We start from the raw sequence: 19,633 nt of genomic DNA on the forward strand, positions 1-19,633 counted from the left end.
ACCGAAGCAGTGTAGAACAACGCGCCCGGGAAAGAAAGGACGCACCTCACCAGCCGCCAGCCCGAGGCCCTCCCCTGCAAGGGCCATACGACCACAACGCCAGCATGGCCTTCATTCACAGGACGGGGACTTTTCCACACGTCCCTGTGGACATTCCCGGAGTTATCCACAGGCTGCGGGAACGCTGTATGATTCGCGGAGCACAGTCCCGAGGAGGTGCCGTATCTCGCAGGAAATCTGGGCGGACGTGCTGCGTTACGTCCGCAATAACATCTCCGAAGTGGAGTACCACACATGGTTCGCGCCGGTGAAACCGCTCGGCGTACAGCAGGGCTCCCTGGTCCTCGGCGTGCGCAACTCCTTCGCGCAGGAGTGGTTCCGCAAACACTACCTGGAACTGCTCGAAGACGCCCTGCGCAGTCTGGGAGCGCAGAGCCCCCAGGTGAGCTTCCAGGTGCTGCCGGCCGTGCAGGACGCCATGATGCTGCCCGTCAACGAACCTGAAGTGTCCCCGCCGCCCAGGACGCGGGCGCTGCCGGGGCCAGCGCCGCTGCCCGTGGGCAGCGGGGAGAACCGCAAGAGCCTGAACCCGAAGTACACCTTCGAGAACTTCGTGGTCGGCCCGAACAACAACCTCGCGCACGCGGCCGCGCTGGCCGTCGCGGAGAGTCCTGGTCGGGCGTACAACCCGCTGTTCATCTACGGGGACGTCGGCCTGGGCAAAACCCACCTGATGCACGCCGTCGGGCATTACATTGCGGAACGTTACCCGGACAAGCGCATCGAGTACCTGTCCACCGAAAGCTTCACGAACGAACTGATCAACGCCATCCGCGACGACAAGATGACGCAGTTCCGCAACAAGTACCGCTCCGTGGACCTGCTGCTGGTGGACGACATCCAGTTCCTGGCGGGCAAGGAACGCACGCAGGAGGAGTTCTTCCACACCTTCAATGCGCTGTACGAGAACCACAAGCAGATCATCCTCAGCTCGGACCGCCCGCCGAAGGACATCCAGACGCTGGAGGGGCGGCTGCGCAGTCGCTTTGAGTGGGGCCTGATCACGGACATCCAGTCACCGGAGTTCGAGACGCGCGTGGCGATCCTGAAAATGAACGCCGAGCACCGCCATATCGACATTCCGCAGGACGTGCTGGAGCAGGTCGCGCGGCAGGTCACCAGCAACATCCGTGAACTGGAGGGCGCCCTGATGCGCGTCGTGGCGTTCTCCAGCCTGAACAACGTGCCCTTCTCGCGCGCCGTGGCCGCTAAGGCCCTGAGTGACGTGTTCGCCTCGCAGGAGGTGAACGTCGAGATGAAGGACGTGCTGCGCGTCGTCGGTGAGCGTTTTGGCGTGAGCACCGACATCCTTAAGGGGGCCGGGCGCGCTCGGGACGTGGTGGTGCCGCGTCAGGTGGCCATGTACCTGATTCGGGAGCTGACGAGCCACTCGCTGCCGGAAATCGGGCAGTTTTTTGGGCGGGACCACTCGACGGTGCTGCACTCCATTCAGAAGGTGACCGAGGCCGTCGGGAAGGATGCCGACCTGACAGCGCACATTGACGCCTTGCGGCAGATTCTGCAGGGTGGCGACCCTCTGGGCGGTGGCCTGTGAACAAACCCATGATCGCTTGTGAAAAGACTTCACTTTCTGTGGAAAAAGCTGTGGATAACCCTGTGGAAAAGCTGTGGATAACCCTGTGGAAAAGTAGGGTGCCCTGACCCCTGTGGATAACTGGGGATGTTTTCCACAGGTTATCCACAGGCAACCCGGAGTTATCCACAGAATTATCCACAGGTAAAACGCTGTCCTGGACAACTTGAAACCCAGTTATCCACAGTTTCCACAGCCCTTACTATTACTACTACTATTCTTTTAGATAAAGAGAAAGAGGTAAAAGATATGCGCGCCCAGGTGAGCAAGAAAGCCCTGAACGAAGGGGTGGGGATGCTCGAACGCATCATCCCCGCACGCAACAGCAACCCCCTCCTCACCGCCCTCAAAGTGGACGCCACCGAACGTGGCCTCACCCTCAGCGGCACCAACCTCGAAATCGACCTGAGCTGCTTTGTCGCCGCCGAAGTGAACGAACAGGCCGCTTTCGTCGTGCCCGCGCACCTGTTCGCCCAGATCGTCCGCAACCTCGGCGGTGAACTGGTCGAACTGGAACACAGCGGCAACGAACTCGCCGTCCGCGCGGGCGGCTCCGAATTCAAACTGCAGACCGGCGACCTCAGCGCCTACCCGCCGCTCAGCTTCCCCGACCACGTGGACACCACCCTTGACGCGGCAGAACTGGCCAAGGCCCTCTCCAGCGTCCGCTACGCGGCCAGCAACGAAGCCTTCCAGGCGGTGTTCCGGGGGATCAAGCTCGAATACCGCGGCGGACAGGCGCGCGTGATCGCCTCCGACGGCTTCCGTCTGGCCCTGCGGGACTTCGCTGCGCACGGGGATGGCCAGAACCTGATCCTGCCCGCCCGCAGCGCCGACGAACTCGTGCGCGTGCTGCGGGACGGCGAGGTGCGCCTCGCGTACGGCGAAGGGGCGCTCGGCGTTACCACCGACCGCGTCCGCATGAATGTGAAGCTGATGGACGGGGACTTCCCCGACTACGAGCGCGTGATTCCCCGCGACATCAAGCTGCAGGTGCGCCTGCAGGCCGCGGCGCTCAAGGAGGCCGTGTCGCGCGTGGCAGTCCTGGCCGACAAGAATGCCAACAATCGCGTGGAGTTCCTGGTGTCTGAGGGAACGCTGCGGCTGGCGACCGAAGGGGACTACGGCCGCGCGCAGGACACCCTGACGGTCGAGCAGGCCGGGGACGAGCCGGCCATGAGCCTGGGCTTCAACGCGAAGTACGTGCTGGACGCCCTGGGCCCCATTGATGGTGCCGCTGAGCTGCTGTTCAGCGGGTCCACCAGCCCGGCGATGTTCCGTGCGGTGGAGGGCGGCGGGTACCTCGCGGTGGTCGTGCCGCTGCGCGTCTGAGGTCCGCCTGGGGAGAGCCCCCACGCTCTCCCCGGCCCTGACGCCCTGATCCCTGAACTCGGTGTAGGGTACGGGGCAGAGCCGTACGCCCCGCGAGCGGCATATAGTGTCTTGCGTACACCTCTGCGGAGGTTGGAGGAACCCATGAAGATTGAGAACATCATCGCCCGTGAAGTGCTCGACTCCCGAGGCAACCCCACCGTCGAAGCGGAAGTCACGCTGGAAAGCGGCTTTGTGGGCCGCGCCATCGTGCCCAGCGGCGCCAGCACCGGCACCCACGAGGCGCTGGAACTGCGTGACGGCGGCGAACGCTACCTCGGCAAAGGCGTCCTGAAGGCCGTCGAGAACGTCAACACCGAAATTGCCCCGGAGCTGATCGGCATGGACGCCAGCAGCCAGGTCGCCATTGACCGCGCCATGCTGGCCCTCGACGGCACCCCCAACAAGGCGCGCCTCGGCGGCAACGCCATGCTGGCGGTCAGCATGGCCACCGCCCGCGCCGCGAGCGAAGGCCTCGGCGTGCCGCTGTACCGCTACCTCGGCGGCAACAACGCCAAAACCCTCCCGCTCCCCATGATGAACCTCATCAACGGGGGCGCCCACGCCGACAACAGCGTCGACTTCCAGGAATTCATGGTCATGCCCGTGGGCGCACCCAGCTTCCGCGAAGCGCTCCGCTACGGCGCCGAAACCTTCCACCAGCTCAAGAAGGTCCTCAGCGCCCGCGGGTACAACACCAACGTCGGCGACGAGGGCGGCTTCGCGCCGGACCTCGGCAGCAACGAGGAAGCCCTCGAGGTGCTGCTCGAAGCCATCGAGAAAGCCGGGTACGAGCCCGGCAAGGACATCGCCATCGCGCTCGACCCGGCCACCAGCGAGCTGTACAAGGACGGTCAGTACCACCTCGAAGGCGAAGGCCGCGTGCTCAGCAGCGAGGAAATGGTGGACTTCTGGGCCGACTGGGCCAGCCGCTACCCCATCGTCAGCATCGAGGACGGCCTGCACGAGGACGACTGGGCCGGCTGGAAGCTGCTCACGGACACCATCGGTGAACGCGTGCAGCTCGTCGGCGACGACCTGTTCGTCACGAACCCCGAGCGTCTGGGCCGCGGCCTGCGCGAAGGCGTCGCGAACAGCATCCTCGTGAAGGTCAACCAGATCGGCACGCTCACCGAGGCGATGGACGCCATCGAACTTGCCAAGCGCCACCGCTACACCACCGTCATCAGCCACCGCAGCGGCGAAAGCGAAGACGCGTTCATCGCGGACCTCGCGGTCGCCACGAACGCCGGCCAGATCAAAACGGGCAGCGCCAGCCGCTCCGACCGCATCGCGAAGTACAACCAGCTGCTGCGCATCGAACACCAGCTCGGCGACGCCGCCGTGTTCCTGGGCCGCGCCGCGCTGCTGCGCTAAAGCACCTGAGCGGGCGGGCTGCGGCCCGCCCGCTCACCTGAGTGGAAGGCGTTCCAAGACGCCCCACGGAAACGAGCACACATGAAGCACTTTGATCGCGCCACCAAGATCGTCGCGACGATCGGCCCGGCCAGCCGCAACCCGGAAACCCTGGAGCGCATGATTGACGCGGGCCTGAACGTCGTCCGCATGAACTTCAGCCACGGCGACCAGGAAGACCACCGCCAGACGTACGACATGGTCCGCGCCCTCGCCAAGAAAAAAGGCGTGAGTATCGGCATCCTGCAGGACCTGCAGGGGCCTAAGATCCGCGTGGGCCGCTTCAAGGACGGCCCGGTCACGCTGAGCGCTGGCCAGCCGTTCATCATCACCATGGACGACGTGGAAGGCACCGCCGAGCGCGTCAGCAGCACTTACAAGGGCCTCGCGCTCGACGTGCGCCCCGGCATGGCACTGCTGCTCGACGACGGCAACATGGCCCTTGAAGTCACTAAGGTGCAGGGCCACGACGTGCACACCGTCGTGACGGTCGGCGGCGTCCTGAAGAACAACAAGGGCATCAACGTCCCCGAAGCGGACCTGACGGTCCCCGCGCTCAGCGACAAGGACGTCGAGGACCTGACCTTCGGCGCGGAGCTCGGCGTGGACTGGGTGGCGCTCAGCTTCGTGCGCAGCCGCGACGACCTGCTGCTCGCCCGCCACTACCTCGCGCGCGCTGGCAGCCGCGCGAAACTGATGGCGAAAATCGAGAAGCCGCAGGCCGTGGAACGCTTCGACGACATCCTCAAGGAGTGCGACGGCGTGATGGTCGCGCGCGGCGACCTGGGCGTCGAGATGCGCCCGGAACAGGTGCCGATCATCCAGAAACGCCTGATCCGCGCGTGCCGCGAAGCTGGCAAGCCGGTCATCACGGCCACGCAGATGCTCGAGAGCATGATCAACCTGCCGCGTCCCACCCGCGCGGAAGCGTCCGACGTGGCGAACGCCATTTTCGACGGCACTGACGCCGTGATGCTCAGCGCCGAGAGCGCCGCCGGCCTGTACCCGGTCGAAGCCGTCAGCATGATGGACCACATCGCCCGCGAAGCGGAAGCCAGCGCCGAGTACAAGATCATGCAGGCCCAGGAGATCGACACGACGCTCGCGCAAGACGCCATCGCGCAGGCTGCGTGCAACATCGGTGAGCGTATGGACCTCGCGGCCATCGTGACGTTCACGAAGACCGGCGGGGCCGCCACGCGCGTCGCGAAGAACCGCCCGAAGCTGCCGATTCTGGCGCTCACGCCCAACGAGCAGACGCGCAGTCAGCTGGCGCTCTCGTGGGGCATCGTGCCGATCCTCAGCGAGGACCCGCACGACACCGACGACATGGTGCGCATCGCGAACAACACCCTGCGCGACAGCCGCCTCGCCGCGGTCGGCGAGCGGTACGTCATCACGGCGGGCGTGCCGTTTGGCGTGGCGGGCAGCACGAACATGCTGCGCGTCGAGAAACTTCGGCAGTAAGCGTACGGCGCTGAAGCCGGGATTCCGGCCGTGAATTTTCAGCAGGGTACTTGAGGGGTTTATCCACAATGCCTGTGGATAAACCCCCTGTGCCTGTGGATAAACACCGTCAGCACGAGCAAAAGCGGGCCTTTTTATCATAAAAAGGCCCGCTTTCTTTATGAAGTCTTAAGTTGCCGGGAGCAGGCGCACGAACTTGTCTTTTCCCTTCTGCAGCACCAGCCCTTCGGCCGGAATGGTGACTGCCGTCTGAGGGTCCGTGGCCGCCTCGCCATTGACCTTCAGCCCGCGGTTCTGGATCAGTTTGCGGGCCGCGCCGTTGCTCGGTTCCAGCCCGGCGAGCGCCACCAACCGGAACAGGCCCACCACGCCGTCCGCGTTCAGCTCCTCGGTCGGCACCGTCACCGAGGGGATGTTCTCGGGAATGCCGCCCTTCGCCACGGCCTTGTAGCGCTCCTCGGCGGCGTCCAGGTCAGCCTCCGGGTGCAGCCACGCCGTCACGGCGCGCGCCAGTTCCCGGTGCGCCGTGACCGGGTGTCCGGCGAGCAGCTCCTCAATGCGCGCTTCCGACAGGTCCGTGAGCAGCGTGAAGTAGTTGAGCAGCAGTGTGTCCGGCACCTTCATCAGCTTCGCGAACATCTCGTGCGCCTCGTCCGTCAGGCCGATGTAGTTGTCGAGGCTCTTGGACATCTTCTCCACGCCGTCCAGGCCGACCAGCAGCGGCAGCGTCATCACGACCTGCGCCGCCTGCCCGTAGTCGCGCTGCAGCGCGCGCCCCACCAGGTTGTTGAACAGCTGGTCCGTGCCGCCCAACTCCACGTCCGCCTCCAGCGCCACGCTGTCGTACCCCTGCGTGAGCGGGTACAGCAGTTCGTGCATCTGCACGGGCGTGCCCGCCGCGAGGCGCTTGGTGAAGTCGTCGCGCTCCAGGATGCGCGCCACCGTGTACTTGCTGGCGAGGCGGATGATGTCGGCGTACCCCATCGGCTCCAGCCACTCGCCGTTGAAGCGGACCTCTAGCACCTCCGGGTCCGAGCGCAGCACCAGCTTGCACTGCTCCAGGTAGCTCACGGCGTTCGCGCGGGTCTCTTCCAGCGTGAGCGGCGGGCGCGTCTTGCTCTTGCCGCTCGGGTCGCCGATCATCGCCGTGAAGTCGCCGATCAGCATGATCACCTTGTGCCCGAGGTCCTGGAACTGCCGCATCTTGCGCAGGATCACGGCGTGCCCGAGGTGCAGGTCCGGGCGGGTCGGGTCCGCGCCGAGCTTCACGCGCAGGGGCGTGCCGCGCTCCAGCTTCGTTTTCAGGTCCTCCTCGGTCACGAGGTCCACCACGCCACGCTTGAGGACCGCGAGCTGTTCCAGTACGGGGACGTTGCGTCTGATGTCGGTCATTGAGTCACTCCAATCAAAAAAAGGCGCGTGCCGATGCTGGCACGCCGCTGAGGGTGGACGTTGGAGGCGCGTGAACGCTTACCCCACCCGCGAGCGGCGAGGGGAATACGCGTACAGCGTGCGCTTCATGCCCCGCATTCTAGGGGGCGCGCGCCGCGCCGCGCTACCCGGGCGTCTGCACGACCGGCGCGTGCGCTAGCCTGAGCGCATGCTGACCATGCAGGAACTGCGCGCGCACCTGCCCCGCGCGGGCGTCGTGGAGTGGCTCGGCGTGCGCAGCGCCCGCCGCGCGCCGGTCCTGAGCGTCCCGGAGGTGGAGGTGCACCCCCTCGTGGGCCTGATCGGCGACCATGGAAAGGTCGCGCCGGCGCGCCTGCGGGCCCTCACGGGTGAGCCCGGCGAGGCCCCGCAGGCCGGGGCCGCCACGCCCATTCCTGGTGGTCCGGGCAAGCGGCAGGTGACGCTCATTCAGGCGGAGCACCTGCCGGTCATCGCGGCGCTCGCCGGGCTGGAGGAGGTCACGCCGGAGCTGCTGCGCCGCAACATCGTCGTGCGCGGCCTGCCGCTGCTGGCCCTCAAGGACCGCCGCTTCCGCCTCGGGGACGTGGTGCTGGAGGGAACAGGGGAGTGCCACCCGTGCTCTCGCATGGAGGAGAACCTCGGCCCCGGAGGGTACAACGCCGTGCGCGGCCACGGTGGCCTGACGGCGCGCGTCATCGTGGGCGGCACCCTGCGGGTGGGGGACGTGGTGGAGGCCCTGCCGCTCCACCCCGTATCCTGAAGCGCGTGAGCGCCCCCGACCCCCACCCGCCCCGCCGCCCTGCCCTGCCCGGCTGGGGCCGCGCGCTCGGCTTCTCGCTGCTCATCGTCGAACTGGGCGTGCTGAGCAGCTTCGCGTTCGCGCTGGTGCTGTTCATCGCGGGGGTCGCGCAGACCGTCACGACGCTGCGCGGCGCCCTGCGTCACCTGGGGGACGCGGACGCGACCGAGCATCTGCTGGTCGCGGCGGTGCAGCAGGCGGACACGTTGTTGGTCGCCACGGCCCTGCTGATCATCAGCCTGGGCCTGCAGATGCTGTTCGTGGGGCGCATCGAGCGGGTGCCGGCGTGGCTGCACATCCGCACCTTCGATGACCTGAAAGCCAAGCTGCTCGGCATCGTGGTGGTCGCCCTGGTGGTGAAGTTCTTCAGCGTGGCGGTGGAATGGGACGGCGGCAGCGGCGTCCTCGCGTACGGCGCGGCGATCGCCGTGGTGATCCTCGCGGCCGCGGCGTACAGCGGGATGCTGGGCCGCGCCGCCCACCCCACCCCACCCGACCACGCCCGTGACGATGACGCTTGACGCACGCCTGGAGGCAGCCGCGCAGTTCATCCGCGCGGCTGTGCACGCGGACATCGGCAGTGACCACGCCGCGCTGCCGGTGGCCCTGCTGACGAGCGGCCGGGTGGAACGCGCCGTGATCGTGGAGAAGACCGAGGGGCCGCTGCGCAACGCGCGCGCAGCCGTGGCCCGCGCGGGCCTCACGGACCGCTGCGAGGTCCGTGAGGGGGACGGACTCGCGCCCCTCACGCCCGGCGAGGTGGAGAGCGCCAGCATGACCGGCATGGGGGTGCGCACCATGCTGGGCGTGCTGGCGCGTGCGGGGGACCGCCTGCCGCCCGCGCTGGTGCTGCAGCCGAATGACGACGCGGCGCCGCTGCGGGCCTGGGCGCGCGCCCAGGCGTACCACCTGCGCGGTGAGGCGCTCGCGCCGGGCTTTTGGACGTACCCGGTGCTGCACCTGCGGCGTGCGGAGGGGCCGGACCCGGCGTACGAGGGCGTGCCGGGTGCCCTCGCGGAGCGGTTCGGGCCGCACCTGCTGCGCGCCCGCGACCCGCAACTGCTGGCGGTGCTGGAGCGGCAGCGCGCCCGCCTCGCGCCACTCACCGCGCATGCCCGCGCGGACGTCCTGCGGCACCTGAGCGACGTGCAGAGCGCCCTGGCCTGGATGCACACCTGAACCCGCCGCATACCCTTGACGACGGCTGCATACCGGGGTATCCTGTTTTTATCACCGCCGATCAAGGCGGCTTTTTTATGGCTGGTTGTGGCGCGGGGCTGCGTTGGCACCAGCGGGGTCGCCGGATGGCCCCCCGTGGGTCTGTGAAAGCACAGCAGGATCGGGGCCTTCATCTGAACTTCACCTGACCGAGCGTGTTGATGATGGGTCCATGTTGAACTTTTCACACGCGGCCACCCGCCGCGCGGCCCCGTACGCCCTCCTGACCGGTGCGCTGCTGCTGTCCGCGTGCGGGCAGCAGGCCCCCGCCCCCACGACGGGCTCCACCACCACCAGCGTGCGCCTGCTCTCCATCCCCACCCAGGTGAAGCTCGTGACGCTGGACGTCACCGGCAAGGACAGCAGCACCCAGAATGACTCCCGCACCTACACCGCCACGCTGGAGGGTGGTGTGGCGTCCATCAACCTCAGCAACGTTGCCAAGGGCGCCTACACCCTCGTCGCGCGCGGCTACGACGACGCCGACCGGCAGGTCACGCTCTACAAAACCACTGTGGACGTGAACCTCAAGGACGCCACCCCCGTCGTGCTCCGCATGAACCGCGTAACGAGCGCCATCACCGTGAACGCCCTCGGGCTCAGCAGCAAGAGCGACGTCGTCATCGCCCGGGTCGGCGGCCTCGAAGCGCGCCTGAACGTGCAGGGCACCACCGCGACCGGCACCGTGCAGGGCGTGCCCAGCGGCCGCGACCTGAGCGTCCTCGTGCAGGGCCTCGACCAGAGTGGTGCGGTGCAGCAGCAGGGGAATGCCACCACCATACTGTCCGAAAGTGACGTCACCACCAGCGTGACCCTCAAGGACGTCGCCGCACCCGCCCCCACCATCACAGCCGTCACCGCGCCCGAAAGCGTCAAGAAGAACGACCCCTTCAGCGTGCGCGTGCAGGCGCAGGGCGACGGCCTGGCGGGCGCGCGCGTGGAATGGGGCGACGGCAGCAGCGACACCTACCCGCTCACCGGCAGCGTCCTGGACGCCACCTACACGCACGTGTTCAGCGCGCCCGGCGCCCGCAACGTCAGCGTCACCGTCACGAACGCCAGCGGCACGTCCGGCCGCGCCGTCCGCACCGTGAACGTCATCGACACGACCGACACGCCCGTCAGCATCGACCTCGGCGCGGACATCACGCCCGCCACCCTCGAAGTGACCGGCGTGCCCGCCGGCGCGCAGCGCGTGAACGCCACCGTGACCGCCCCGGTCGGCGCGCAGGCGCTGCGCCGCCAGGACCTCAAGCGCGGGTACACCCTCGAACTGATCCCGCGCGCGAACGGCACGTGGAGCGCCACGCTCGGCCTGCCCGCCGGGTTCACGTACGGCGTCACGTACCGCGCCATCAGCGCCGACGGCACTGGCACCGACGGGAGCACGCAGAGCGTCACGCCCACGCTGGGCCAACCGAACGTTTTCAGCGCGCCGTTCACGGCGAGCGGCAGCGTCAGTTGCCCCGCGCCCGGCGGGACCCTCACCACCATCGGCGCGGTGCAGGGCAGCGGCGCGACCAGCCCGCTCGTCGGCCAGGGCGTCACCGTGCGCGGCATCGTCACGCTTGACGCGCAGAGCGGCCTGCGCGGCTTCTACCTGCAGGACCTCATGCCCGACGCGAATCCCGACACCAGCGACGGCGTGTTCGTGTACACCGGCGCCGCCCCGCAGACCGTCAAGGCCGGTGACGTCGTGCAGTTCACGGCCACCGTCAAGGAATTCAAGGGCGCGAGCGACAAGCTGCCCGGCACCGGCACGCAGCTCGACACGCTTCAGAACGTAAGCTTCTGCGGCACCACCACCGTGCCCGCGCCCGTCACGCTCAGCTTCCCGCTCGCGAACGCCAGCGACCTCGAACGGTACGAGGGCATGCGTGTGACCATCCCCACCCCCCTGACCGTCACGGACAACTACACCCTCGGCCGCTACGGCGAGCTGGGCCTCAGCAGCGGCGGGCGCGTGTTCAACCCCACCAACGGCCAGCCCGGCACCGTGGACGCCGCGCGGCGCACCATCCGCCTCGACGACCTGAACACCGCCCAGAACCCCGCGAGCGTTCCGTACCTCACGGGCAGTGACGTCACCGCCACGCGCCGCACCGGCGACACCGTCACCGGCCTGACCGGCGTCGTGCACTACGCGAACGACGCGTACAAGATTCAGCCCACCACGGCCCCAGTGTTCGAGAGCGCCAACCCCCGTCAGGACACGCCCAAAGCGGTCGGCGGCACCCTGAAGGTCGCGGGCGCGAACGTCCTGAATTACTTCACGACGTTCGGCAGCAACGACCGCGGCGCGAACAGCGCGTACGAGTTCGCGCGTCAGAAAGCCAAGATCGTCGCCGCCCTCAAGGGCCTCGACGCGGACGTCGTCACGCTCATGGAAATCCAGAACGACAGCGACGCCGCCCTGAACGACCTCACGGGCGCCCTGAACGCCGCGTACGGCCAGAACGTGTACGCCGCGCTGTCCACCGGTAAGGTCGGCACGGACGCCATCCGCGTCGCCATGATCTACAAGCCCGCCCGCGTGACCCTGGTGGGGGCGCCGCGCATCGACCAGAACAGCGTGTATTCCCGGCCACCCGTCGCGCAGACCTTCCGCGACCTGAGCAGCGGCGGCACCTTCACGGTCATCGCCAACCACTTCAAGAGCAAGGGCAGCTGCCCGAACAGTGGCGACACCGACAACGGTCAGGGCTGCTGGAACACCCTGCGCGTCCAGCAGGCCCAGGCGGTCCTCGCGTTCGCGGAACAGCTGCGCGCCAGCACCGGCGACCCGGACGTCCTGATCATGGGGGACCTGAACGCCTACGGCGACGAGGACCCCATCCGCACGCTCGTGGCGGGCGGCTTCGAGAGCCTCAACAAACGCATCCCCGCCGAGGACCGCTACAGCTACCAGTTCAGCGGCCAGTTCGGGTACCTCGACCACGCCCTCGCCAGCACCGCCCTCGCGGGGCAGGTCACGGGCATCACCGAGTGGCACATCAACAGCGACGAGCCGGTGTTCCTCGACTACAACGTCGAATTCAAGAACAACCCTGAGTGCAAGAGCACGACCTGCACCACGCCCGACCTGTACGCCCCCACGGCGTTCCGCGCGAGCGACCACGACCCCGTCCTTGTCGGCCTGAACCTCACGGCGGACAGCGCCGAACAGCCGCTCGGCGTGACCCTCAGCGCCCCCGGCACCGCCACGACCGGCCAGGCGTACACCGTGACGGTGAGCGCGCCAGGGAACCCCAGCAGCGTCCAGGTCAATTGGGGTGACGGCGCCACCGATACCCTCACCGGCGGCGCGACGACCGCCACGCACACCTACGCCACCGCAGGCACGTACACCGTGACGGCCACCGCCGAACGCGACGGCACCACCAGGACCGCCGCCAGCACCGTGACGGTCACCGACGCGACCACGCCCACGCCGAGCGGGCACGTGGTCATCAGCCAGGTGGCGACCGCCGGTCCAGCCGGCGCGAGCGACGAGTACATCGAGCTGTACAACCCGACCAGCGCGAACGTGAACCTGAGCGGCTGCAAACTGGTGTACCGCTCGGCGGCCGGCACGTCCGACACGAACCTCAGTGCGGCGCTCAGCGCGAACCTGCCCGCCGGGAAGTACTGGCTGGCGGCAGGCAGCGCCTACCCGGGCACGGCCGACGCGAAATTCTCCGCCGGACTGTCCGCCACGGCCGGCGGCGTGGCCCTGATCTGCAACGACGCCGTTGTGGACAGCGTCGGGTACGGCACGGCCACCAACGCCTTCGTGGAGGGCGCGGCGGCGCCCGCCCCGTCGAGCACGCAGGCGATCTTCCGCGCGAACGGTGCCGACACCGACAACAACAAAGCCGACTTCCAGGCGGCCGCGCGTAACCCCCGCACCAGCAGCCACTGAATTTCAGGACAGGAGCACGGACGCCCCTCGGGGCGTCCGTGCTCCTGAGCCGGCGTCAGAAGGCGCCGTCGCGGAACACCCGGGCGATCTCGTCGCGGCCCGCGCCGAGGCTGAGCAGAATCATCAGCAGCAGGCGCGCCTTGTGCGCGTTCAGAAAGCTGGCGGGAACCGCGCCGGCGCGCACCAGGGTGGCGCCGCCGCCCGCGTACCCGTACACCGGCAGAACCGGCCCGGCGTGCGTGCGCGTGGCAATGACGACCGGCACGGGGCTCTCCTGGATGAGCGGCAGCAGTTCCGGAGGGAGGTTGCCGGTGCCAAGCGCGGCAATCACGAGGCCCTGCGCGCGCGCGGCGGCTTCCGCGAAGCCTTCGCCCTGCCAGCCGGCGTAGGCGTACAGGATTTCCACGCGGGCCGTGATGGTGTCCGGACCGAACACCGGGCGCGTTTCGGGCCGCGCGAAGTACCGGAGTTCCGCGCCGTGCGGGCCGTGGTCGATGCGGCCGATGGGGCCGGGGTAGCCGCCGAAAGCGTCGACAGCGGTGGTGTGGACTTTCGTGACGGTGCGCGCGTCGAAGACGTCACCGCCGAACACGGCCAGGGGGCCGCGGCCCTGCGTGGCGGGGTGCAAGGCGACCTGCGCGGCATCCAGGAGGTTGCCGGGACCGTCCCAGGAGAGTTCCTCGGCGTGGCGCATGCTGCCGGTCAGGACGACGGGCGTGTGCGTCCCGAGGGTGAGGTGCAGGAAGAACGCGGTTTCCTCGAGGGTGTCGGTGCCGTGGGTGACGACGACGCCGTCGAAGTGCTGGGCTTCCCGTTCGATCAGGGCGCGCAGGGCGTGCATGTGCTGAGGGGTGACGTGCGGGCTGGGCAGCGTGAACGGCTGGAAGGTGGTGACGTCCACGTCCGGCAGGCCCTGAAGTTGCGGGGGTGTCTGGGGGGTGAGGCCGGCGCCGCCGGGATCGGGGCGGCTGGCGATGGTGCCACCGGTGTTGATGAGGGCGAGGCGCGGCATCAGCGGTTCCGGGGGGTGGGGTGGGGGAGGGGTGAGACGGTCACGGGGAGAGTGTACGAAATAAAAAAGCCGCCTTTGCAGGCGGTGATAAACAAAGCATAGCTCGGTATGCATCCTGGGTCAAGGTGATGCAGTGGGGCGAGGGCGTGATGCTGGCCGGATGGTTGACTTCAGCGCACCGGCTGTTTATTATCAACGATAGATAAAAGATCGGAGATAGAAATGAGTCCCAGTCGCCGTGAACGACAGCACGCCACCAACCGCGAGAACATCTTGCTGGCCGCGCAGCGTCTTGCCGAGCGCGAAGGCTGGGGCGCGGTCACGATCCGGCGCATTGCCCAGGAGATTGATTACACCTCGCCGATCATCTACCAGCACTTCGCCAACAAGGACGCCGCTCTGCAGGCCCTGATGGAACAGGGGTTCGCGCAGCTGCACGCCCGAATGGAGCAGGCTGCCCGCTCCGCCACCCCTGAGGAGCGACCCACCGCACTCGGGCGGGCGTACCTGGCCTTCGCACGCGAACAGACTCGCCTCTACGAGCTCATGAACGGCCTGAGTGGCGTCGTCCTGGACGTCCAGGCACGGCAGCAGGCCGCTGGGGGCGTCACAGCCCTCACCACGGACGTCCTGCAGACGTGGGCGGACGAGCAGGGCGCCACCCTGGGTGACCCGGTCGAGGCCTGCGAGATGGCGTGGGGCGTGCTGCACGGCATGGCGACCCTCGGCTTCCTCCCGGCCATCGGGTTTCAGCGGGCTGAACAGTTGGCCCTGCGCGCCATGCACGCCCTGCTACAGGCCTGGAAGGAGGCAAGGTGATGTTTTTTGACCAGTTATCTATCAATGATAAGAATAAAACCAACGTTAAAAATGCGTATTCCTGTCCTACAGCCACGCACCTACCCACCTCACACCCTAAGGAGCTCACCATGACCCCCACCCGCACGGCCCTCGTGCTCGGCGCCACCGGCGGCATCGGCCACGAAACCGCCACCGCCCTCGCCCGCCACGGCTGGACCATCCGCGCCCTCACCCGCCACACCCCACCCCATGACCCCAACGGCTGGACCTGGATTCAGGGCGACGCCATGAACCCCGAAGCCATTCGCACCGCCGCGCAGGACGCCCAGGTCATCGTCCACGCCGTGAACCCCCCCGGCTATCGCCAGTGGGCCCAACTGGTCCTCCCCATGATCGACCACACCCTCCAGGCGGCCCGCGCCAGCGGCGCGCGCATCCTGCTGCCCGGCACCATCTACAACTACGGCCCCGACGCCTACCCCGTCCTGCGCGAGGACAGCCCCCAACGCGCCACCAGCCGCAAAGGCCGAATCCGCATCGCCCTCGAACAGAAACTCCAGGCGGCCGCGCGCGACGGCGTCGCGTCCCTGACCGTCCGCTTCGGCGACTTCTTCGGCCCGCGCAGTGGCAACAGCTGGTTCGCGCAGGGCCTCGTCACGCCCGGACAGCCCGTCCGCACCCTCACGCTCCCCGGCCGACGCGGCGTCGGGCACAGCTGGACGTACCTCCCCGACGCCGGCGAGACGTTCGCGCGCCTGCTCAAGCGCGAACACGAACTCGACCGGTACGCGCACTTCCACTTCCGCGGTCACTGGGACGCCGACGGCCAGCAGATGATCCGCACCATCCAGCGCGTCACCGGCCACGCGGCCCTGAAAGTGCGGCCCCTGCCGTGGTTCGCGCTCGGCCTGGCCGCGCCCTTTAACGAAACCGCCCGGGAACTGTACGCCACGCGCGCCCTGTGGCGCGCTCCGGTGGAACTGGACCACAGCCGCCTGGTGCAGTTCCTTGGCGCCGAGCCGCACACCCCCTGGGACGCGGCGGTCCGCACCACGCTCGAAGGGCTGGGCTGCCTGCCCGCCCGCCCCGCCTGACGCACACGGTCTGGCCGTGCCGATCAAGCCAGGACCGGCCGTCCTTGCACTCGGTTCATTGCGTTCGTTCATCGCGCCTCGCAAAATGCTGAACGTGCCCGACCGTCTGCTCAAGCACCTGACCGAAACCCCGCAGTCCGGGCAGACGCTCGCCGCGCACCTCGGCATGGGCCGCGTGAACATCCATAACCTCGCGCACGCCCTGATCGAACAGGGTGTGCCCGTGCAGGTCACGCGGCGCGGCTACGCCCTCACGCCCGGCACCCCTGCGCGCGTGCACGCCCGCGGCACGTTCGGGCGCGCGTACCGTTACCTCGGCACCACGACCAGCACCCAGGACGCTCTGCGCGCCTGGGCCGACGACCCCCACGATCCCGCGCCGCACGGCGCCGTCATCCTCGCTGAACGCCAGACGCTCGGCCGTGGCCGCCGCGGTCGCCCGTGGCACGCGCCCGGCGGCGCCCTCACCTTCAGTGCCCTGCTGCGCGGCCCCATCCCGCTCCGTGACCTCGCGCACCTGCCGCTCGCGGCGGGCGTCGCCGTGGCCCGCGCCGCGGGGGTGGGCGGCCTGAAGTGGCCCAACGACCTGCTCGCGCCGGACGGCCGCAAACTCGCGGGCATCCTGCTCGAAGCGGACGTCCGCGGCGAGGAGGCCCGCCACGCCGTGCTCGGTGTGGGCCTGAACGTCCACGCCGCCCCGGACGGCGCCGCGCACCTCAGCGCCTGGCGCGACGTGACCCGCTCGGCATTGCTGCGTGAGCTGCTCGCGCAGTTCGACGAGTGGCTCGCCCGCCCGCCCGCGGAGGTCCTCGTGGCCTGGCGGGCGGCGAGCGTCACGCTGGGGCGGCCCGTGCGGGTCACCACGCCTGCGGGCATCATTGAAGGCGTCGCGGAGGATCTGGACGCTGAAGGCAGCCTGCTGGTCCGCGCCGACCATGGCGTCGTGCGTGTCGGCGCGGGCGACGTGGAACTCGTCGGTACGTTCACCTCACCCACCCTCCAGGAGGACCCCTCATGATCATGCACCCCACCCTCGCTCAGACCGCCTTCCCCCGTCACACCCTCGCGCGCGACGTGGCCCTCGTGCTGGGCGGCAGCCTGCTCATCGCGCTCGGTGCGCGCCTTGAAGTGCCGCTGCCGTGGACGCCGGTGCCCATCACGCTGCAGACGCTGTTCGTGCTGCTGGTCGGCGCGGCGCTGGGCCCGCGCCTGGGCGCGCTCGCGGCGCTTGCGTACCTCGCGGAGGGCGCGGCGGGCCTGCCGTTCTTCTCGGGCGGCGCGGCGGGCGCGGCCAAACTGTTCGGCGCGACCGGCGGTTACCTGCTCAGCTTCCCCGTGATGGCCGCCCTGGTGGGCGCGCTCGTGCAGCGCGCCGCGGTGGACCGCCGCCTGCATACGGCGGCGCTGGCGATGCTGCTCGCCACGTTCGTGAACTACCTGATGGGTGTCACGTGGCTGGGCGTGGCCCTGCCCGGGCACCAGAGCGTCGCGGCGCTGCTGAACATGGGCGCGTGGCCGTTCATTGCCGGGGACGCCCTGAAGGCGGGCCTGGTGGCGCTGCTGCTGCCGGCCACCTGGGCGATGCTCAAGAAGTAACCCGAAGCTGTCCCGCAGGGGAAGGCGCCCGCGACCAGTCGCGGGCGCCCTTGTTTCATGGCCCCGTGAAACATCGTGAGAGCGCTGTCAGGGCGAAGTCAGATGAATGCTGATAAATAGCCGGTCCAGCCCGGATGCCCCTAAGTTATCCACAGAGTTATCCACAGGCTGACGGGCAAATCTGTGGATAACTCTGTGGAAACAGTGCGTACGTTCCAACGAAAAACGTTGTCCTGCACGCACTCGCATGAGCACGTTCAAATGTCCACAACCCCACCGCCAAGGTTTTCCACACCCCTGCGTTTCACTGTGGATAACTTTGAGGGTCGACCAGCCCCGCCTGCCGCGCCGCCCGGACGAACGCCCGCACCCGCTCCGGGTCCTTCACGCCGGCGCTCACTTCCAGGCGGCTCACCGCGTCCACAGCCGCTGGACGCAACACCCGGATCGCTTCCGCGACGTTCTCCGGTCCCAGCCCGCCGGCCAGCCAGGCACCCGCCGGGAACACGCTCTGCAGCGCGGCCCAGTCAAGGGGCACGCCGCCGCCCGGCGTGGGGGCGTCCAACAGGAGCGTCACGCCCACTGGGGGAGGGGACGCCTCCGCCAGATCCTGCGGGCGCACGGCACGCAGAACGGGATGGTAGCGCGCGAGCGTCTCCACGTAAAGACTTGACACCGGCCCATGAATCTGCACGGCACTCAGGCGCGCCGCCTCCGCGGTCCGCAGCACCTCATCCAACCCCTGATCCAGGAACACGCCGACGCGCGCCACGCCGACCCCTACGGCCAGGGACGCCGCACGGGCGGTGGCCGCGTCCACGCGGCGTTTGCTGACCGGCGCGAACACCAGCCCGATCGCGTCTGCGCCAGCCTCGGCGGCCAGCACCGCGTCGTGCACGCTCGTTGTCCCACACACCTTCACCTGCACTCTGGTCATGACGCCTCTCCCAGCGCGGCCCGCAGCTCCAGCGCCAGCACCTGAAACGTCAGCGCGGGACTGACGTACCGCTCCAGCGCGCCCAGCGCGTGCTCCAGCGCCGCGTCCGCGCGGGCCCGCGCGAACGGCTCCTCGGCGCGCCACGCGAAGCGCAGCACTTCCGGGTGCCACACCGGATCGAAGCGCTTCTCGAGCCCCTCGGCACCCTCCAACGCTTCCAGCATCCCGGCGTGCAGCGCGTCCGTGAACGTCCGCGCGTCCTCCATCGCGGCGCGCGCCGCGGCGCGCTGCACGATCACCCCCGGGCGGCCCGCCGCGAACCCCAGCAACTCCGCGTCCGCCGCCTCACCCATCAGCGCGAGCGCCCGCGCGAGGTCCGCGTCCGGCACCGGCGTCACGTTCACGCGCGCCGCGCGCGACGCGATGGTGGGCAGCACCGCCGCCACGTCCTCGGTCAGGAACACGAACAGTGTGCTGTGTGGCGGCTCCTCCACCAGCTTCAGCAGTGCGTTCGCGGCCGTGTCGCCTAGGAACTCCGCGCCGTCGAACACCACGACGCGCCGCGCGAACGTCGCGCGCACCTCCGCGAACTCCAGCACGTGCCCTTCGAACTCATGGTCCGTGTCCTTGTCCGCCTGGATGGCCCCGATCGGGATGAGCTTGCGGCGCGCCGCGCGGCCGGTGCTGGTCGTCGCGCGCGGCTCCACGATCAGCACGTCCGGGTGCTGGCCCGCGCCGAGCGCGCGGCACGACGGGCACACCCCGCACGGGCCCGGCGTGGGCGCCGCGCAGTTCAGCGCCGCCGCGAGCGTCAGCGCCAGCGGTCGCTTCCCGACGCGCGCCGGGCCCGCCAGCAGCAGTGCGTTCCCGCGGTACGCGAGCAGATCGGGCAGCAGGTGCGCGTGCCCGATCAGGCCGGTGGGGGAGGGGAGGGCCGTCACGCGCGCCCCCGGG

16 protein-coding genes are annotated in these 19,633 nt (G+C 68.9%); 12 read left to right on the top strand and 4 right to left on the bottom strand.

The window, feature by feature from the left end:
* The first annotated feature begins 223 nt into the window (after positions 1 to 223).
* From dnaA to pyk, 4 genes are all read left to right on the top strand, one after another.
* A complete protein-coding gene (gene dnaA / locus DEIMA_RS00010; RefSeq protein WP_043816302.1) occupies positions 224 to 1,615 on the top strand; it encodes a chromosomal replication initiator protein DnaA in 1,392 nt (463 codons plus the stop codon).
* A gap of 288 nt (positions 1,616 to 1,903) precedes the next feature.
* Positions 1,904 to 2,986, top strand: coding sequence for a DNA polymerase III subunit beta (dnaN, locus tag DEIMA_RS00015; protein WP_013555171.1), 1,083 nt, complete (start codon positions 1,904 to 1,906; stop codon positions 2,984 to 2,986).
* Between the two features lie 144 nt (positions 2,987 to 3,130).
* The gene (eno, locus tag DEIMA_RS00020) at positions 3,131 to 4,402 is read left to right on the top strand and encodes a phosphopyruvate hydratase (RefSeq protein WP_013555172.1); all 1,272 of its coding nucleotides are present in this window, start codon (positions 3,131 to 3,133) and stop codon (positions 4,400 to 4,402) included.
* Positions 4,403 to 4,483: 81 nt separating this feature from the next.
* On the top strand, positions 4,484 to 5,908 hold the full coding sequence (gene pyk, locus DEIMA_RS00025; protein ID WP_013555173.1) for a pyruvate kinase: 1,425 nt from the start codon (positions 4,484 to 4,486) through the stop codon (positions 5,906 to 5,908).
* A 168-nt stretch (positions 5,909 to 6,076) separates the two neighbouring features.
* Here pyk and tyrS read toward each other — a convergent pair whose 3' ends face one another.
* The gene (tyrS, locus tag DEIMA_RS00030) at positions 6,077 to 7,300 is read right to left on the bottom strand and encodes a tyrosine--tRNA ligase (protein WP_013555174.1); all 1,224 of its coding nucleotides are present in this window, start codon (positions 7,298 to 7,300) and stop codon (positions 6,077 to 6,079) included.
* 208 nt (positions 7,301 to 7,508) lie between these two features.
* On the opposite strand from tyrS, the gene DEIMA_RS00035 reads away from it, so the two are divergent.
* The 4 genes from DEIMA_RS00035 to DEIMA_RS00050 all read left to right on the top strand — a co-directional run bounded on the left by DEIMA_RS00035 (position 7,509) and on the right by DEIMA_RS00050 (position 13,239).
* Positions 7,509 to 8,081, top strand: a complete 573-nt coding sequence (locus DEIMA_RS00035) for an MOSC domain-containing protein (RefSeq protein ID WP_013555175.1) — start codon at positions 7,509 to 7,511, stop codon at positions 8,079 to 8,081.
* Between the two features lie 5 nt (positions 8,082 to 8,086).
* Positions 8,087 to 8,641 (top strand): YqhA family protein, encoded by a 555-nt coding sequence (locus DEIMA_RS00040; protein WP_013555176.1) that lies wholly within the window; start codon positions 8,087 to 8,089, stop codon positions 8,639 to 8,641.
* Positions 8,631 to 9,299: a tRNA (adenine(22)-N(1))-methyltransferase gene (locus DEIMA_RS00045; RefSeq protein ID WP_013555177.1), complete on the top strand. Its 669-nt coding sequence runs from the start codon at positions 8,631 to 8,633 to the stop codon at positions 9,297 to 9,299. Before DEIMA_RS00040 ends, DEIMA_RS00045 begins: the two co-directional genes overlap by 11 nt.
* Positions 9,300 to 9,510: 211 nt before the next feature.
* Positions 9,511 to 13,239, top strand: a complete 3,729-nt coding sequence (locus tag DEIMA_RS00050) for an ExeM/NucH family extracellular endonuclease (protein WP_013555178.1) — start codon at positions 9,511 to 9,513, stop codon at positions 13,237 to 13,239.
* A 55-nt stretch (positions 13,240 to 13,294) separates the two neighbouring features.
* Here the strand turns inward: DEIMA_RS00050 and DEIMA_RS00055 are convergent, their stop codons facing one another.
* Positions 13,295 to 14,251: an asparaginase gene (locus DEIMA_RS00055; protein WP_013555179.1), complete on the bottom strand. Its 957-nt coding sequence runs from the start codon at positions 14,249 to 14,251 to the stop codon at positions 13,295 to 13,297.
* Positions 14,252 to 14,473: 222 nt separating this feature from the next.
* Here DEIMA_RS00055 and DEIMA_RS00060 point away from each other — a divergent pair, with 222 nt between their 5' ends.
* The 4 genes from DEIMA_RS00060 (at position 14,474) to DEIMA_RS00075 (ending at position 17,742) form a co-directional block, all read left to right on the top strand.
* Positions 14,474 to 15,070: a TetR/AcrR family transcriptional regulator gene (locus DEIMA_RS00060; RefSeq protein WP_013555180.1), complete on the top strand. Its 597-nt coding sequence runs from the start codon at positions 14,474 to 14,476 to the stop codon at positions 15,068 to 15,070.
* A 110-nt stretch (positions 15,071 to 15,180) separates the two neighbouring features.
* On the top strand, positions 15,181 to 16,146 hold the full coding sequence (locus DEIMA_RS00065) for an NAD-dependent epimerase/dehydratase family protein (protein WP_013555181.1): 966 nt from the start codon (positions 15,181 to 15,183) through the stop codon (positions 16,144 to 16,146).
* 85 nt (positions 16,147 to 16,231) lie between these two features.
* Positions 16,232 to 17,164 carry a biotin--[acetyl-CoA-carboxylase] ligase gene (locus DEIMA_RS00070; protein WP_013555182.1) on the top strand — a complete coding sequence of 311 codons (933 nt, stop codon included), beginning with the start codon at positions 16,232 to 16,234 and terminating at the stop codon, positions 17,162 to 17,164.
* Positions 17,161 to 17,742 carry a biotin transporter BioY gene (locus DEIMA_RS00075; protein WP_013555183.1) on the top strand — a complete coding sequence of 194 codons (582 nt, stop codon included), beginning with the start codon at positions 17,161 to 17,163 and terminating at the stop codon, positions 17,740 to 17,742. Before DEIMA_RS00070 ends, DEIMA_RS00075 begins: the two co-directional genes overlap by 4 nt.
* A gap of 304 nt (positions 17,743 to 18,046) precedes the next feature.
* Here DEIMA_RS00075 and DEIMA_RS00080 read toward each other — a convergent pair whose 3' ends face one another.
* Together DEIMA_RS00080 and DEIMA_RS00085 are read right to left on the bottom strand one after the other, a co-directional pair.
* Positions 18,047 to 18,679 (bottom strand): phosphoribosylanthranilate isomerase, encoded by a 633-nt coding sequence (locus DEIMA_RS00080; protein WP_013555184.1) that lies wholly within the window; start codon positions 18,677 to 18,679, stop codon positions 18,047 to 18,049.
* The gene (locus DEIMA_RS00085) at positions 18,676 to 19,620 is read right to left on the bottom strand and encodes a DNA polymerase III (protein WP_013555185.1); all 945 of its coding nucleotides are present in this window, start codon (positions 19,618 to 19,620) and stop codon (positions 18,676 to 18,678) included. Before DEIMA_RS00085 ends, DEIMA_RS00080 begins: the two co-directional genes overlap by 4 nt.
* Between the last annotated feature and the right edge of the window lie 13 nt (positions 19,621 to 19,633).

Source organism: Deinococcus maricopensis DSM 21211 (assembly GCF_000186385.1).
Lineage (GTDB): Bacteria > Deinococcota > Deinococci > Deinococcales > Deinococcaceae > Deinococcus_B > Deinococcus_B maricopensis.